Source organism: Desulfobacterales bacterium, from assembly GCA_034520365.1.
Lineage (GTDB): Bacteria > Desulfobacterota > Desulfobacteria > Desulfobacterales > Desulfosalsimonadaceae > M55B175.
Map to the genome: position 1 here is coordinate 527,695 of JAXHNP010000007.1, position 16,142 is coordinate 543,836.

At 52.7% G+C, this 16,142-nt stretch carries 11 protein-coding genes and 1 tRNA gene; 11 read left to right on the top strand and 1 reads right to left on the bottom strand.

The window, feature by feature from the left end; translation table 11 throughout:
• The first annotated feature begins 245 nt into the window (after positions 1-245).
• The gene (locus tag U5L07_16565; protein ID MDZ7833360.1) at positions 246-3,338 is read left to right on the top strand and encodes a PAS domain S-box protein; all 3,093 of its coding nucleotides are present in this window, start codon (positions 246-248) and stop codon (positions 3,336-3,338) included.
• Positions 3,339-3,359: 21 nt separating this feature from the next.
• Here the strand turns inward: U5L07_16565 and U5L07_16570 are convergent, their stop codons facing one another.
• On the bottom strand, positions 3,360-4,280 hold the full coding sequence (locus tag U5L07_16570) for a TIGR01212 family radical SAM protein (GenBank protein ID MDZ7833361.1): 921 nt from the start codon (positions 4,278-4,280) through the stop codon (positions 3,360-3,362).
• Positions 4,281-4,371: 91 nt separating this feature from the next.
• On the opposite strand from U5L07_16570, the gene mnmG reads away from it, so the two are divergent.
• The 10 genes from mnmG (at position 4,372) to U5L07_16620 (ending at position 16,049) form a co-directional block, all read left to right on the top strand.
• Positions 4,372-6,246: a tRNA uridine-5-carboxymethylaminomethyl(34) synthesis enzyme MnmG gene (gene mnmG / locus U5L07_16575; GenBank protein ID MDZ7833362.1), complete on the top strand. Its 1,875-nt coding sequence runs from the start codon at positions 4,372-4,374 to the stop codon at positions 6,244-6,246.
• 241 nt (positions 6,247-6,487) lie between these two features.
• Positions 6,488-7,438, top strand: a complete 951-nt coding sequence (locus U5L07_16580; GenBank protein ID MDZ7833363.1) for a J domain-containing protein — start codon at positions 6,488-6,490, stop codon at positions 7,436-7,438.
• Positions 7,439-7,853: 415 nt separating this feature from the next.
• Positions 7,854-8,408 carry a hypoxanthine phosphoribosyltransferase gene (gene hpt / locus U5L07_16585; protein ID MDZ7833364.1) on the top strand — a complete coding sequence of 185 codons (555 nt, stop codon included), beginning with the start codon at positions 7,854-7,856 and terminating at the stop codon, positions 8,406-8,408.
• Between the two features lie 20 nt (positions 8,409-8,428).
• Positions 8,429-11,299, top strand: coding sequence for a DUF3426 domain-containing protein (locus U5L07_16590; protein ID MDZ7833365.1), 2,871 nt, complete (start codon positions 8,429-8,431; stop codon positions 11,297-11,299).
• A 212-nt stretch (positions 11,300-11,511) separates the two neighbouring features.
• Positions 11,512-11,588 (top strand) — tRNA-Met (locus tag U5L07_16595).
• 75 nt (positions 11,589-11,663) lie between these two features.
• On the top strand, positions 11,664-12,068 hold the full coding sequence (locus U5L07_16600; protein MDZ7833366.1) for a DUF1992 domain-containing protein: 405 nt from the start codon (positions 11,664-11,666) through the stop codon (positions 12,066-12,068).
• Positions 12,069-12,173: 105 nt separating this feature from the next.
• Positions 12,174-12,632: a hypothetical protein gene (locus U5L07_16605; protein ID MDZ7833367.1), complete on the top strand. Its 459-nt coding sequence runs from the start codon at positions 12,174-12,176 to the stop codon at positions 12,630-12,632.
• 57 nt (positions 12,633-12,689) lie between these two features.
• On the top strand, positions 12,690-13,655 hold the full coding sequence (locus tag U5L07_16610; GenBank protein MDZ7833368.1) for a D-alanine--D-alanine ligase: 966 nt from the start codon (positions 12,690-12,692) through the stop codon (positions 13,653-13,655).
• Positions 13,652-15,418: a phosphoribosylamine--glycine ligase gene (gene purD / locus U5L07_16615; GenBank protein MDZ7833369.1), complete on the top strand. Its 1,767-nt coding sequence runs from the start codon at positions 13,652-13,654 to the stop codon at positions 15,416-15,418. Before U5L07_16610 ends, purD begins: the two co-directional genes overlap by 4 nt.
• On the top strand, positions 15,387-16,049 hold the full coding sequence (locus U5L07_16620; GenBank protein MDZ7833370.1) for an L-threonylcarbamoyladenylate synthase: 663 nt from the start codon (positions 15,387-15,389) through the stop codon (positions 16,047-16,049). The genes purD and U5L07_16620 overlap by 32 nt, the downstream gene beginning before the upstream one ends.
• Positions 16,050-16,142 lie beyond the last annotated feature (93 nt).

The following is a 16,142-nucleotide window of genomic DNA, read 5'->3' on the forward strand; positions in this document are numbered from 1 at the left end:
TCAAATACTTGGCCGGGTTTTTAAAGCTCGGCTTTTTTATTTTCCGGATTGCTGATGCCCCTCCTGATACCCTTTTGTCTTTTCTCGACGCTTATGCATTTTAGGTTGTGTTGAATCCGCCTTCAGCCCCGCCCTTTAAAAATCGCCCATTATTTGTTATATGGTAAACTTATAAACATAGTTTTGATTTTAATACAATTTTCAGGCAGGGCATAATGACCTCAAAATCAGCTAATGAAGATTTCTTGAAAAAAATTAAGGCTCTGGAAAAGGAAAACGGGGAGCTGAAGGGTCGGGAAGCGGATTTGGAGGAGAGGTATTCAAAGTGCCTGCAGCTGATGGCGGATTTAAATGAAGTCATTTATACCCTGGATCAAAATGCAAAGGTAACCTTTGTTTCTCCTAATGTGGAAAAAATTGGCGGATATACCCCTGAGGAAATCATCGGCCGGTCTTTTACCGATTTTGTTTATCCAGATGACATTGAGGGTCGTTTTGAGAATTTTCAGAAGATTCTGAATGGAGAGCAAATAGCCACCGAGTATCGATACGTCAAAAAGGATGGATCGCTGGTATGGGTGTTGACGAATGCCGCGCCGATCTTTCGGGAAGGGGAGTTGCTCGGAATACAGGGCATGCTGGTAAACATAGATGAGCGTAAACGTGCCGAAGAGAGTTTGCGTGAAAGTGAATATCGATACCGGACCCTGTTTGAAAAAAATTTGAATCCGATAGCCATTATTGACAAGCAGGGGCGATACCTTGATGCGAATCCGGCGTTTCTCCGATTTGTTGAAACTTCAAAAGAGATCCTTTTGAAAAAAAACGTATTCGATTTCTCGCCTTTTGAGAACAAGGATCAGATGATATCAGAGCATCAGGCTTTATGGCAGACAGGCGGCACGGTGGAGACTGAATATTTAGTTAACGGTAAAAGCAAAATTCTTGAGCTCACTGTTTCTCCAATAGATTTTAAGGGGTGTGAGGCCGTTATTGGGGTTGGAAAGGATGTGACCGAGCATAAAAAAGCGCAAGAGGCGTTGATCCGTGCTGAAAGCAAATGGCGGCAAATCCTTGTTCAGACACCGCAGATCGGTGTCTCCATAAACCCTGATGGAAAAATTTCCTTTGCCAATGAGTATTTTTTGCGCCTTACAGGCTGGGACGAACAGGAGGTAATGGGGCAAAACTGGTTTGATTGTTTTATCCCGGAATATATCAGGGAAGCGGTCAGGGGCGTGTTCCAGAATGTTATCAGGGATCGTGATATAAAGGAGTTTTCAAGCTATGAAAACGAAATTGTGACCAAATACGGAGAATTGAGAAACGTCTCCTGGTCTAACGTGATCACCAGGGATGCCCGGGGCGATGTCATTGATGTGACCTGCCTCGGCCTGGATCTGACGGAGCGGAAAAAGGCTGAGGAAGCGATTCGAAAAAGCGAAGAAAGGTTCCGGACCATTCTTGAGAGCATGGAAGACGGATACTTTGAAGTTGATCTTGCCGGCAATTTTACCTTTTTTAACGAAGCCATGCGCAGAATGCTCGGTTTTACCGAAGACGAGATGATGGGCATGAATAACAGGAAGTTTATGGACAAGGCGAACGCCAAAAAGGTTTTTGAGACGTTCAATCGGGTATACCGCATGGGTGAGCCTTACAGGGCATTTGACTGGGAGCTGATAAGAAAGGACGGCGCAATTTCAAATATTGACACGTCTGTCTCTCTTGTAAGGGATGAAGCAGGGCAGGCAGTGGGGTTCAGGGGCATTGCAAGAGATGTTACCGAGAAAAAAAGGGCTGAAAAGGCGTTGCAGCAGAGCGAAAGGCAGAAAAATTTAATCCTGAATTCCACCTCGGAAAAAGTGATTTATTACAGCCCTGACCTGCGGGTTATCTGGGCTAATCGGGCTGCCGGTCAATCAGCTGGAAAAAGCGAGAAAGAACTGGTGGACTTGAGCTGCAGGGAGATGTGGTGTCAGGAGAATGCGCCATGCGCATTCTGTGCCGTTCAGAGGGCAAAGGACACGAAGGCGCCGCAGTTTTCAGAAAAGCATACCCCAGACGGAAGAATATGGGACATCCGGGCCTATCCGATCCTTGATGATGACGGAATGGTTGAAGCACTGGCTGTTTTTGGCCAGGAGATCACCGAGAAAAAAAGGGCCGAGCAAGAAAGGGCCCGGTTGGAGGAGCAGATTAATCAGGCCCAAAAACTAGAATCAATCGGACGCCTTGCCGGCGGCGTGGCCCATGATTTAAATAACCTGCTCTCTCCGATCCTCGGCTACAGCGAGATGCTTCTGCAAGCCCGCGGGCCGGCGGATTCCTGGAGGGGAAATTTAAAGGAGATACTTAAGGCGGGAGAGCGCGCACGAGACCTGGTTCAGCAGCTGCTCGCTTTCGGCCGCAAGCAGATGCTTGAGTTTAAAAGCCTTGATCTGAACGATTTATTAAAAAATTTTGATAAATTCCTCCGTCGCACCATTCGGGAAAATGTTGACATAAATATACAATTGGCCCCGTCCCTGCCGCCTGTAAAAGGCGACCCCGGTCAACTGGAACAGGTTATTATGAATCTGGCCATTAATGCCCAGGACGCCATGCCGGACGGCGGGAAAATGAGCATTGAAACCGCCGTTGTTGAGCTGGATCAAAGCTACGCCGCAGAGCATCCGGATGTTACACCGGGCCCCCATGTCAGGCTGACGGTTATGGATACAGGGTATGGAATGGATGAGGAGACCCTGGAGGCAATTTTCGAGCCGTTTTATACAACAAAAGAGCTCGGCAAGGGCACAGGGCTGGGCCTGGCTACTGTTTACGGCATTGTCAAACAGCACGGCGGCAACATATGGGCCTACAGCGAGCCCGGCAGGGGAACGACTTTCAGGGTATATCTGCCGGAATCAGCGGATCGTTTAGAGGAAACGGAGGCGGGCAGCCAGTCAAAGCTATTAGGCAGGGGAGGGGCGGAAACCATATTGCTTGTGGAAGACAACCATCAGGTCAGGGACTTATCGCGCAGCGTGCTTGAAGAAAAGGGATATAAGGTCTTGGCGGCGGAGACCGGTGAGGTTGCAATAGAATTATTGGAAAGCCACAAGGGGTCGATAGACCTTCTTCTTACCGACGTGGTCATGCCGGAAATGGACGGAAAGCAATTGTTTGAGCGGGTATCCGGCTTATACCCCGGGATCAGGGTAGTGTATATGTCCGGGTATACGGTGGACGTAATTGCCCATCATGGAGTAATCGATACCGGCGTCAATTTTTTACAAAAGCCGTTTGCCATTAAAGACCTGGCCGCCAAAGTTCGGGAGGCGCTGGATAGCTAAATGAAAAAAAACATGCTCCCATCAGGCGTTTTTGTGGCGTTTGCAGCCCTGGTAGAGATTGCGCTCGGCCAGCGCCCGGCGAATCCGGTTGAGGGTATCGGCTTTTTGAAGCGCCCATTCCGGGGCCGCAAGTTCTTTGGGATGGGGGTCGCCGGTAAGGCGCTGGATTACCATGTTCTCCGGCAGGTGCGCCAGAAACTCGCAGACAATATCCACATATTCCGCCTGGGAAAGGCATTGATAATCCCCGTTTAAATACAGCCGCTCAAGCGCGGTGCCTTTCACCACATAGAGCAGGTGGAGCTTTATCCCGTCAATTCCCAGATCCGCCAGGTAATCAGCGGTCTCAAGCATTTTCTCCCGGGGTTCATCGGGCAGTCCCAGGATCACATGGGCACAAATGTTTATTCCGCGGTTGCGCGCGGCTGTTACCGCCTGTTCAAACGCCTTGACCTCATGGCCCCGGTTGATTAAAGCAAGCGTTTCATCATGGGCGGACTGCAGGCCTAATTCTATCCAAACCAGATAATTTCTGGTATATTCTTCAATAAGCGACAGGGTGGGCTCGTTGACGCAGTCCGGCCGGGTGCCGATGGAAAGGCCGACCATGTCGTCTGCGGCCAGGGCCTCGTCATAGAGGCGCCGTAGCGTTTCAACCGGCGCATAGGTGTTTGTAAAAGATTGAAAATAGGCGATAAATTTTTTGGCCTTGTATCGCCTGGAAAGCGCCTGTTTGCTGTTTCGCACCTGCTGGGTGATTGAAAGCCCTTTTTCATGGGCGCCGGTGCCGGAACCGGCGGCGTTGCAGAAAATACAGCCGTCTTTTGAAAGGGTACCGTCCCGGTTGGGGCATGACATGCCCGCATCAATCGAGATTTTCTGCACCCGGCAGCCGCAGCGTTTCCGCAGGTAGGTGGCTAGATCATAATATCTTTGAATCATAGAAAAAAGTTGAAAAATGCCTATTTTATATATGCTTAACAATATCATAAGCGATACTAAACCGCAATCAATTGGAGTTTGAACACACGCAATGGGCACTCATCCGAAAATATATGATGTGATCGTTGTCGGCGCCGGCCATGCCGGCTGCGAGGCGGCCCTGGCCGGCGCCCGCATGGGATGCCGGGTGCTTTTAATGGCGATTGATCTGGATAAAATCGCCGCCATGCCCTGCAGCCCTTCCATCGGCGGTATGGCCAAGGGTCAGCTGGTCAAGGAAATCGACGCCCTGGGCGGTGAGATGGCCCGGATCACCGATCAGACCGCCATCCATTACCGGAAGTTAAATACCCGAAAAGGCCCGGCGGTTCAGTCCTCCCGCACTCAGAACGACAAGATCCGCTACCATATGGCCATGAAATCCGTGCTGGAAAAAACCGCGGGCCTGGATGTCAAACAGGGGCTGGTGGAGCGCCTGATTGTTGAAAACGGCTGCGTTGTCGGGGTTTTGGATCAAACCGGGTATGGATTTGAGGCCCGGACGATAATCCTGGCCACCGGCACATTTTTAAGCGGGCTGGTGCATATCGGGGAAAATACGTTCCAGGCGGGCCGCGCCGGAGAATTTGCCGCATACGGCCTGGCTGAGGATTTGAAGGCCTGCGGGTTTAGCCTGGGCCGGATGAAAACCGGCACCCCCCCGCGGCTGCATCGGGCAAGCATTGATTTCAGCCGCATGACGCGACAAGACGGAGACGCAGCCGCCGAGCCGTTCTCCTATTTCTCCGAAGGGTTTGCCATGCCCCAGCTGCCCAGCTATATCGGGCATGCGGATGAGCGGACCATCCGTATTGCGGGAGAGAACTTGAAAAACTCAGCGTTATACAGCGGCCGGATCAGCGGGGTATCCGCCCGCTACTGCCCGTCTTTTGAGGACAAGGTGGTCAAATTTCCGGATCGTACCTCTCATCAGCTTATCTTCGAGCCCGAAGGTCTGGATACGGAGGAGATTTATGTGAGCGGCCTTGGCAACAGCCTGCCCATGGAGGTCCAGCTCCAGTTGGTCCAGTCCGTGGACGGCCTTGAATCGGCGGAAATCATGCGGCCGGGCTATGCCATTGAGTATGACTATGTCAACCCGGAACAGCTGCTTCCCACCCTGGAGACCAAGCGGGTTTCGGGGCTTTATCTTGCGGGCCAGATAAACGGGACCTCCGGCTATGAGGAGGCCGCCGGCCAGGGCCTTTGGGCGGGCATTAATGCCGCATGCCGGGTGCAGGGGCGGCCGCCGTTTGTTCTGGACCGGTCCCAGGCCTATATGGGTGTCATGGTTGACGATCTGGTGACCCGGGGGACAACCGAGCCCTACCGGATGTTTACCTCAAGGGCGGAGTATCGGCTGATGCTGCGCGAGGACAATGCGGATTTCCGCTTAATGGAGATCGGCCATGCCCTGGGCCTGATCGACAAGGACGCCCTGGCCGAAGTAAAAGATCGCAAAGCACAGGTGGCGGAAGAGATCCGACGCATCCAAAAAACGGTTATAAAACCTTCTGCCGGGGTGAATGAATATCTTAGGCGTCAAAATTCAGCCGAGATTGATAACGGGGTGCGTCTGGATCAGCTGCTCAAGCGAAGTGAGATTGATTATGACATCGTCCGCCAGTTTGGCGGCGGCCCGACGCCCACAGACCCGCGAGTGATCCGGCAGGTGGAGATTGAGACCAAGTATGAGGGCTATATCAATAAACAGTTGAAGGCGATAGCGGAGTTTCAGTCCCTGGAGCACCATAAAATTCCACCGGATTTTAATTATGCGGCCCTTCACGGCCTGTCCAATGAGCTGCGCGAGAAACTCTCAAGCATCAAGCCCTTGTCCCTGGGCCAGGCATCGCGAATTGACGGGATGACGCCGGCGGCTATTTCCATCCTTATGGTGGCGCTTAAATCCCGGGCCACGGGTTGACGGCTTCGCAAAAAGTCCAATATCTTTGTTGCGCTGCATCCCTCGGAATTTCACCTACGAGTCAGTACGCTGCATTCCTCGGGATTTGCGTGCCGCGAACTTGAACTTTTTTCTTTGCCGTCCCGGAAGCGACTGTTTACGAGTCCATCACGGGTTGACATTTCGCAAATGGGTATTAACTTATAAATAACTAAATTCCTTGATTTTATAGCAAATTTTGATTGTAAAGGGGTAGTTCTCTATGGCCCAAAAAGACTATTACGAGATTCTTGGCGTTAGCAAAAATGCGAGCCAGGATGAAATAAAAAAGGCATACCGGAAGCTGGCCCGGAAGTATCATCCGGATCATGCCGGCGGAGACAAGGCCAGTGAGGAGAAGTTTAAGGAGATCAGCGAGGCCTATGCGGTGTTAAGTGACGAGGAAAAGCGAAAACAGTATGACACCTATGGCTCCGAGGATTTCCAGCAGCGATATTCCCAGGAAGATATTTTCCGGGGCTCCAATGTCGAAGACATTCTCCGGGAGTTCGGCTTCGGCGGCGGAACATTTTTTACCAATTTCGGCCGCGGCAAAAAATCCGCCGGTATGGGCGGCGGCCGGTTTTCATTCGATCCGGAGTCGATCTTCGGTTTCGGCGGCGGCGGCCAGCAGGAAACCGCCCGGATGAAAGGCGGGGATGTCGAATCTGAGCTGCCGGTTACCATCCAGGATATTTTTCACGGGGCCACCAAGACGATTTCGCTCACGTCGCCGTCCGGCAGCACTGAGCAGTTGACGGTGAAAATTCCCAAGGGCTGGATTACCGGAAAAAAACTGCGGTTCTCCGGCCGCGGCCAGCCCAGCCCCTATGGCGGACCGGCAGGGGATTTGTACGTCCGGTCAAAGGTGGTCAATGACCCGGTTTATAAACAAAAAGACCATGATTTGTATATTGATCGCGAAATCAAGCTCACAGAGGCGCTTCTGGGAAGCAAAATATCTGTTCCCACGGTGGACGGCAAGCAATTATCCCTAACCATTCCGAAGGGAACACAGCATAAGCAGAAAATGCGGCTTTCCGGCCATGGCCTCCCCCATATGAAGGGGGGCAAGGCCGGTGATCTCTATGTGGTGATTAACATTAAAATGCCCAAACGCCTCACCGATAAGCAAAAGGAGTTGGTCCAGCAGCTGGCCGAAACCGGTCTTTAATCCGGCATAAACTATCATTTTTCCACTGATTATTGAATAATAACCGGCTGAAGGCGCAAAGGGTTCCAGCCGGTTTTTTTATGTCTCCTCAATTTAGGTGACTGTAGCCGGCGCGATGCCCCTGACCCCATTGACAGGATTGCGTCTGCGCCGGCCGGCCGTAAAGGGAAGTGCTTTAAATTCATTGACAATTTTATTTGATGGCGATATAGTTTGATACCTATCAGGCATACAAAATAAAATGAGTAAATTTCAGCGGTTATCGGTCCAGCAGTTGTTGGAATGCAGCGTAGGCAAATGGTTTTTTATCCACCAATCACCGGGTTGACGGAAGCCCGCAAATAAACACAGGCGATGGGCCGGTTGGATGCATTTTGCCCCGGCATCAGCCAAGTGACAAATTGCGGAATGCTTAATGAAGGAACGCCTTCAACAACCAATATTAAAAAAAACGCCGGATTTGGTGCCGGTGCTGAAAGCCGATGAAATCCATCAGAAGGTTGTTTCCCTTGCCCGCCGGATTTCAGCCGATTATCAACATGAGCACCTCCTGCTGCTTGGGGTTTTAAAAGGCGCATTTGTGTTTTTGAGCGATCTGGCCCGCCAGCTTACCATTCCTGTAGAAATCGATTTTATCCAGTTGTCCAGTTATGGGTGCAGTGATTCTTCCGGCGGCGAAATTGCTTTTCGCAGCGACATTTCCGTTGATGTGGCGAATAAACACATCCTGGTGGTCGAGGATATCATTGATACCGGGCTCACTATCACCCGGTTGATCGAATACTTGCAGCAACTGGGGGCAAGAAGCGTCAAAGTGTGCGCGTTAATCGATAAATATGAACGCCGTGAAATTGCGTTTCACGCTGATTATATCTGTCATACGGTCAAAAGCGGCTTTCTGGTTGGCTATGGACTGGACTATGCAGAGCAGTATAGAAATTTGCCGGCGATTTATGATCTAAAATTTTAATCAAAGAGGATTGAACAAAAATGATAATTACCTGCGCGACATGTGGCACAAGCTTTCGGTTAAAGTCAAGCATGGTCAGTGAATCGGGCTCAAAGGTCCGATGCTCCAAATGTCAGCATGTATTTATCGTCTATGCCCCGTCGGCAATGCCGGATAGCCGCTCTGCAGACCAGGCCGGAAAAGGCTATAAAGACGATGTCTCCCCGGGAATTTTCGGAGCGGACGAAGAATTTGCGCAAAGCAGGGAAGCCGGCCGCGATGCCACAATGGAGGGTGAAACCATCACCGATCTGGAGGCGCTGCGCGATACGGACAAACAGGCCGCCCGGATGAAGGAAGGCGACACTATCAGCGATCTGGAGGCCATGATCAACGAGGATGTCACGGAAGTTACCCGGGAGGTATCCGAAACCGAGACCCTTTTTGATGAGGAAAGCCCCGTTTTTGGGCCCTCTGATGAACCGGAAATCAGTTTCTCGGATCTTGAGGCCGGCCCGGCATCGGAGGAGATCGTTTCCTTAGAAGATTTGGAATCCGGAGCGGATTCAGGGGAACTGGTGGATCTCGATGAATTGACCGGCAAGTCAGAAGCCCCCGGCATGATGGATGAAACCGGGGAAATCGATTTTGCGGATCTCGGCAGAACCGCTGAGGATGAAGACCTTTTCGCTGAAACGGAAATCGAAGAGGCACCATTTGAAGAGAGTTCGGAGTTGTATCAGACTTCTGAAATTGACTTTGAGGATGTCGTCAAAACCACAGAGGATGAAGATGTTTTTGGCGAGTCGTCGGCTGATACGTCCGACTTTGAAGAAACCTCGGAAATGGATGCGGTTTCAGAGATTGATCTGGATGATATGACCCGGACGACCACCGAGGATGAAGCCCTTTTTGATGAAACGGACCTCGTGGCCGAAGAAACCGAACCCCCGGAACTTCAGCCCCAGTCCGAGGATGTATGGCTTGAGCCCGAAGAACCAGAAAAAGAAATGGAAGGAGGTTTTGATACTGAATTGGAAGATTTTGATTTAGACAAGGAACCAGAAGAAGAAAAATCCTCTGATTCAGCAGACAAAAAAAACGGCGGCAAAAAACCGGCAGAGCCTGAGAAAGAAGCTTCTGAAGAATCCCCGTCAATGGCCACCGAGGATTTTGAGCTCGATTTTGAGGACGAGCTCGAAAAGGCCCTGGGTGATGAAGAAGGCGGCGAGGAAGAGGCGCTTGATCTGGACCTGGACCTTGAACAAACCCCTGAGGCAGCGGAAGCCGAAAGCGATGAACTCGAGGAATTTGATTTAGAGTCCGAATCCGAATCCGAGTTCGATGAGGGGCCACCGAGTGCTGGCGATGCAGGCGATACAGAAGAAGCGTTTGACCTGGATCTCGATCTCGATGAAACCCCGGAAAAGGCGGAAGCCGAAAGCGATGAGCTTGAGGAGTTTGATTTAGACTTTGAGGCCGAACTGGATGAAGGCGAGCCTGCCACCGAAACTGCTGATGAAGAAGATTTTGGGCTGGATCTGGAATTGGATGAGTTTGACGATCTGGACCTGGAAACAGGAGATGAAGAAGGCACTGCGGAGCTCGAGGAAGAGGATTTTGATCTGGACCTGGATCTCAGACCGGAAAAAGAATCCGCGGAAACCGTCGATGAAGGCGAAGAAGAGTTTGATCTGGATTTGGATTTTGAATCCGAGGGTCAGGAGGCAGCGGCGTCCGCCGATGCTGAAGAAGACTTTGATCTGGACCTGGACCTGACGCCAGAGGGCGAAAAAGAGGCTGCCGGCGTCTCGGATGAAGCATTTGATCTGGATCTGGACCTTGAGCCTGAATCCGAAGAAGAGACTGCGGAATATGAACTGGATCTGGACTCCGAGGCTGAGCCCGAAAAAGCGGCATCAGACGAGGACTTTGACCTGGATCTGGACCTTGAGCCCGAGGGCGAAACGGCTGAGGGCCCCTCCGGCGACGAAACCGCCAAAACAGAAGAATTCGATCTTTCCGAGATCGAGGACTTTCTCGAGGAAGAAGCGCCGGCTGCCGAATCAACGGAAACCATGGAAGAGAGTGCGGAACTGGATTTGGATCTGGAGACAGCCTCAGAAGGCCAAACCGTGGAGACTGAATCCGAAGCCGCTGAATCCGATCTGGATCTTGAAACGATGCTGGACGAGGAGGAAGATGCCAGGTTCGGGGATGAAAAGGAAATCTCCCTGGAAACCGTTGATGAACAGGAAGCGCCAGAGGAAACCGAATATGCCCCGGAACAACCTGCTGCTGCTGCGGCTGACGAGGCTTTTGAGGCCTTTCCGGAAGAAGAAGCCGAGCCCGAGCCCGAGCCCGTGGCCCCGGTTTCTGAGCCCACGTTTGCCAGAGCCCGCAAAAGCCGGGTAAAACCCGTGCTGATTACAGCAATCATCCTGATCGTGCTCGGGGCGATTGCCGTAGGCGGTTATATGTTTTTCTTTGGCGGCGAAGAAGAACCGGCTGTCATCGACCAGGGGAATCTGCAGATCGAAATGATTCCGAATCCGGATTATCGTTTTGTGAATAATGAAACCGCCGGTGAACTGCTTGTGGTTACCGGCAATGTAACCAACCGATACGACCAGCCCCGCAGTTTTATTCAGGTGAAGGCGAACCTGTTTAACCCTGCGGGGCAGGTCCTTCGCTCCGAGACCGCTTTTGCCGGAAACATGGTTGAGGATCCGGAGCTTTCCAGCCAATCCCTTGAAACCCTTAAAACACAACTGGCCAACCGTAGAGGGGACGATGATGCCAATGTGGATGTGACCCCCGGGCAATCCGTCCCCTTTATGGTGGTCTTTGGCAGTCTTCCGGAAAATATGGCGGAATTTAATGTGGAGGTGATTGCCTCTGCCACAGAATAGCCGAGTGTTTTTGGCTTGACTAAGAATTCGGGAATTGCTAAAGAGCATTCTTTGCTCCGGTTGGGGCTTTCGTAATTGATCCAGGCATTGGGCGGGCAATACTGCCAATTAATGGTATTGTATCAATCTATTTACTTTGTTGGATTGCTTACGAAAACCCCAAACGGCTATCCGGTTGCGCTGAATTGAACTGATGGTTAATATTCGAATACGGCGATGTAGCTCAGTTGGTTAGAGCATGCGGCTCATATCCGCAGCGTCCGGGGTTCAAATCCCTGCATCGCCACCAAAAATGTTTTGATGCCTCTCTGCTTTTTCAGAGGGGCTTATTTTTTCGAAAATAAACAAGGAATGGCTTCCATCCATGTTTCCAGTATACACCGGGTTTGAAAAAATAGTGGAGGAGCGGATTGCCCAGGCGCAGAAACGCGGGGAATTCGAGAACCTGAAGGGAGCGGGCAAACCCCTGCCCAAAGAAGACTTAAGCCACATTCCGGAAGAACTCCGCCTGGCCTACCGCATATTGAAAAACGCCGATTGTCTGCCGCCGGAAATTGAGCTGAAAAAGGAGATCCGGCAAACCGAAGCCCTGCTGGAAGAGATCAGCGATGTCCGGCTGAAATATAAGACAATGAAGAAATTGAATTTTTTAATACTAAAGCTCAACACGCTGCGCCAGGGCGCGATCCAATTTGAAGTGCCCCAGCAGTATGAGGGCGCACTGCTGGACCGGCTGGCAACCAGCAAAAAATCGGATGATCCCGCCTAAAAAAATCCCTGCTTGTACCGGTCCATTGGGATTTAAAAATGGTGACATCGAACACTCATGTTTAAACGCAAACCCAGTGATAATCATTTAATCAGCAGTCTTTTCTTGGCTTTTGCCATACTGCTTTTTCACGTGCTCCTGCTGGCTGCCATCGGATTGCTGATCCTTATTTTCAGGGGCATTGTCAACTATCTGGTCTGGATTCTGCTGGGCGGCGGGCTGCTTGCGGGCGCAGGGCTATTTCTGCTTTACCGCTATATCCAGAAAGAAAAAACCATGGTCGCCAAATTGCTTGAATTGCCGGAATTAAAGGATCGGCGGGTGGAAGTCAATATCTTGGGCGGCCTGGCCTCGTTTAAAATAGATAACCAGAACAGCGATACTCATTGGCCGGCCATTGAGCAGGAGAGCCCGTCGTCCGTGTATCAGCTTGATGATCCGGAGCGCATGCGGGTTCGGGAGCTCTCGGAGCTTGCCCGGCTGCTTGAGAAGAACCTGATATCCTTTGAGGAATACGATCGCGCCAAAAATGCGCTGATGAAAGACGCCCCGCCCAGGCAGTAGGCCGGCCGGCGGCGCTTAAGCGGATTGAACCAAAAGAGGCATCTCAAAAAGGGGTTTATGGGAAAAAAGCTATCTGTTGCCCTGCTTGCCGGCGGCACTTCCTCTGAGCGCGACATTTCTTTAAAAGGCGGCGATCAGGTTTATGCCGCGCTTGATAAAGAAAAATACCACGTGCACCGCTATGATCCCCAAGCCGATATTCCGAGACTTTTTGCCGATGCCCCCGGTATCGATGTGGCCCTGGTAATTCTTCATGGTGCCAACGGGGAGGACGGGACAGTGCAAGGCCTCCTTGACCTCCTAAACATTCCATATCAGTGCTCCGGTCCTTTGGGCAGCGCCTTAGCCATGAACAAACTGGCCTCAAAAAAACTCTATGAAGCCGCCGGCATTCCGGTACCGGCCTATATGGGGGTGACCCGGAAGGCTGGAGTGGATGCAGCGGATTGTGCGGCGCGTATAGGGCTTCCCATGGTGGTAAAGCCCGTAAGCTCCGGTTCCAGTATCGGCATGAGCATTGTCCGGAAAGCGGATGCTTTGCCCGAGGCCCTGGAAATCGCATTTGCCGCAGATGAAACAGTCTTAATCGAGGAATATGTCTCCGGTATCGAAATCACCGGCGGCGTCCTCGGCAACGACACCCTGGAATCGCTCCCGATAGTTGAAATTGTGCCGGCCGCCCATCACGAATATTTCAATTTTACCGCCAAATATACGGCCGGCGAAACCCGGGAAATCTGCCCGGCCCGGATCAGCGGGGCGCTTACCCAACAGGCCCAAAATCTGGCCGTAAAAGCCCATCGCGCCCTTTTCTGCAAGGGCTGCAGCCGCACGGATATGATCCTGCGCAAGGACCGGATTTATGTGCTTGAGACCAATACAATCCCCGGCATGACCCCGGCAAGCCTACTGCCCCTGGCCGCAGGGACACTGGGAATGAGCTTCGGCCAGCTCCTGGACCGGCTGATCGAACTGGGGCTTGAACGCCGGCAACCAGATTTTGAGAAAGGACCGAATTTATGAAGATTTTGATCATTGGCAGCGGCGGCAGAGAGCATGCGCTGGCCTGGAAAATGGCAAAAAGTCCGAAAGCCCGAAAAATTTACTGTGCCCCCGGCAATGCCGGCATCGCCCAGGCGGCCGAGTGCGTGGCCATTGATTCGGGAGATATCCCCAAATTACTGGCTTTTGCCCGGGAAAAAGCCATGGATCTCACCGTGGTCGGCCCGGAGGCGCCCCTGGCGGATGGCATCGTGGATGAATTTGAAAAAGCGGGCCTGAAAATTTTCGGTCCCACCAAAAAAGCGGCCGAGATTGAGTCAAGCAAGTCCTTTGCCAAGCGGCTGATGCAGCGCTATAATATTCCGACAGCAGCGGGCCGGGCATTTACCGGATTTGAGAGCGCAAAAGAATACATCAATAAAATGCCCGCGCCCATCGTGGTTAAAGCCGACGGCCTGGCCGCCGGCAAAGGGGTTATGGTCTGCGAAACCCGGGAGGCAGCGCTTGATGCTTTAGACCGGATAATGAAAGAAGAAAGCTTTGGTGAGGCCGGCCGAAAGGTCGTGATCGAGGAATGCCTGACCGGCGAGGAAGCCTCTTTTATTGCGTTCACCGATGGCGAACATGTGGTGCCCCTGCCGGCGTCCCAGGATCATAAGGCGGTCTATGATAATGACCAGGGACCGAACACCGGCGGCATGGGCGCTTATTCCCCGGCGCCGCTGGTGGATGCGGCCATGCAGCAAAAGATCCTCTCAGAGATTATGATTCCCGCGGTCCGGGCCATGGCCGCGGAAGGCCGGCCCTACAAGGGCGTGCTTTATGCCGGGTTGATGATTGAGCGGGACCAGGTCAAAGTGGTTGAATTTAATGCACGCTTCGGAGATCCGGAAACCCAGCCGCTCTTGATGCGGGTAAAATCCGATATCGTCCCGATAATGGAAGCCGTGGTGGACGGAGGACTCGATAAATGCCGGATCGATGTGGATGAGCGGTTTGCCGTGTGCGTGATTATGGCAGCAGAAGGCTATCCGGGATCCTATAAAAAAGGCATGGAAATTGCCGGACTGGATGCGGCGCGGAGACTGAAAGATGTCGAAGTGTTCCATTCCGGAACTGCGGAGAAAAACGGCAAACCGGTCACCAGTGGCGGCCGGGTGCTTGGCGTGACCGCCCTTGGGGACACCATTTATAAGTCTATTGAAAAGGCCTATGAGGCGGCCGGCAAAATCAGCTGGAAAGGGGTTTACTATCGCTCGGACATCGGTCAAAAGGCGGTGAAACGGCTGGAAACCCCGCCCAGGGTGGGCATCGTCATGGGCAGCGACTCCGACTATAAGGTGATGCAGGCGGCCGGGGATGTTTTGAAAAGCTTCGGCATCCCCTATGAGATCACCGTGGCCTCCGCGCATCGCACCCCGGCCCGGGCCATGGAGTTCGCCGCATCTGCTCTGGATCGCGGCATGCGGGTCATTATTGCGGGCGCCGGCCATGCCGCGCATCTGGCCGGCGTATTGGCCGCCCACACGACACTGCCGGTAATCGGGGTCCCGATTGACTCCTCTGCCCTGTCCGGCTGGGATTCCCTGCTCTCAACCGTTCAGATGCCGCCGGGGGTGCCGGTGGCCACCATGGCCATTGGCAAGTCCGGGGCCAGAAACGCCGGAATACTGGCGGTTCAGATCCTCTCCGTTTCAGATCCTGATCTACAGCGTCAGCTCTCAGAGTTTAAGTCGGAAATGGCGGAAAAAGTTGAGCAAAAGGCAGCAGCCCTCAAATTTTAATTCCCGGTTTGCTTCAATTGACCCGGTTGCGCCGGACCAGATTTTAATCCGGCAGGCGGCGGAGCTGATAAAAACCGGCCGCCTGGTGGTATTTCCCACGCGCGCCCTCTATGGGATTGGTGCGGATATCTATAATCCGGATGCGGTCTCCCGGGTGTTTCAGGCCAAACGCCGGGCCGCGGATAAGCCCGTTTCCGTGCTGATCCGATCTGAAGCCCGGCTAAACGAGCTGGCCGACGACGTTCCGGAAACGGCAAGGCGGCTGATGCACCGATTCTGGCCGGGTCTTATCACCCTTGTCTTTGCCGCCGGACCCGATGTGCCGGCCGCACTTACCGGAAATACCGGCAAAATCGGTATCCGGATGCCCGCGCATCCCGTGGCTGATGCCCTGCTCGCGGAACTGCCCCATCCGATCACCGGCACCAGCGCCAATTTATCCGGTGAGCCGGGATGCGCGCAACTTTCGGAGCTTGCTTTAGATATTGCCAACAAGATGGCGATGATCCTTGATGCCGGACCCTTGGCAGGCGGCGCCGGATCGACCGTGGTGGATGTCACCACAGATCCGCCGGTTGTATTGCGCGAAGGCGGGGTGTCTGAGATTGATATTCTCAATAGCCTGAAATAAGCACTTCCGGCATGTGGCAATTCGGAAGCGATGCGAAAAGGCGGCCGGATCAGGCAAGCCGGGTTTTGGTTTCGATTAAGCCATCCCTATTGA

Bases quoted from the DNA above. Each gene is read 5' to 3' on its own strand.
- U5L07_16580 (MDZ7833363.1), top strand. From the start codon at position 6,488: ATGGCCCAAAAAGACTATTACGAGATTCTTGGCGTTAGCAAAAATGCG.
- U5L07_16600 (MDZ7833366.1), top strand. From the start codon at position 11,664: ATGTTTCCAGTATACACCGGGTTTGAAAAAATAGTGGAGGAGCGGATT.
- purD (MDZ7833369.1), top strand. From the start codon at position 13,652: ATGAAGATTTTGATCATTGGCAGCGGCGGCAGAGAGCATGCGCTGGCC.
- U5L07_16610 (MDZ7833368.1), top strand. From the start codon at position 12,690: ATGGGAAAAAAGCTATCTGTTGCCCTGCTTGCCGGCGGCACTTCCTCT.
- hpt (MDZ7833364.1), top strand. From the start codon at position 7,854: ATGAAGGAACGCCTTCAACAACCAATATTAAAAAAAACGCCGGATTTG.
- U5L07_16590 (MDZ7833365.1), top strand. From the start codon at position 8,429: ATGATAATTACCTGCGCGACATGTGGCACAAGCTTTCGGTTAAAGTCA.
- U5L07_16570 (MDZ7833361.1), bottom strand. From the start codon at position 4,280: ATGATTCAAAGATATTATGATCTAGCCACCTACCTGCGGAAACGCTGC.
- mnmG (MDZ7833362.1), top strand. From the start codon at position 4,372: ATGGGCACTCATCCGAAAATATATGATGTGATCGTTGTCGGCGCCGGC.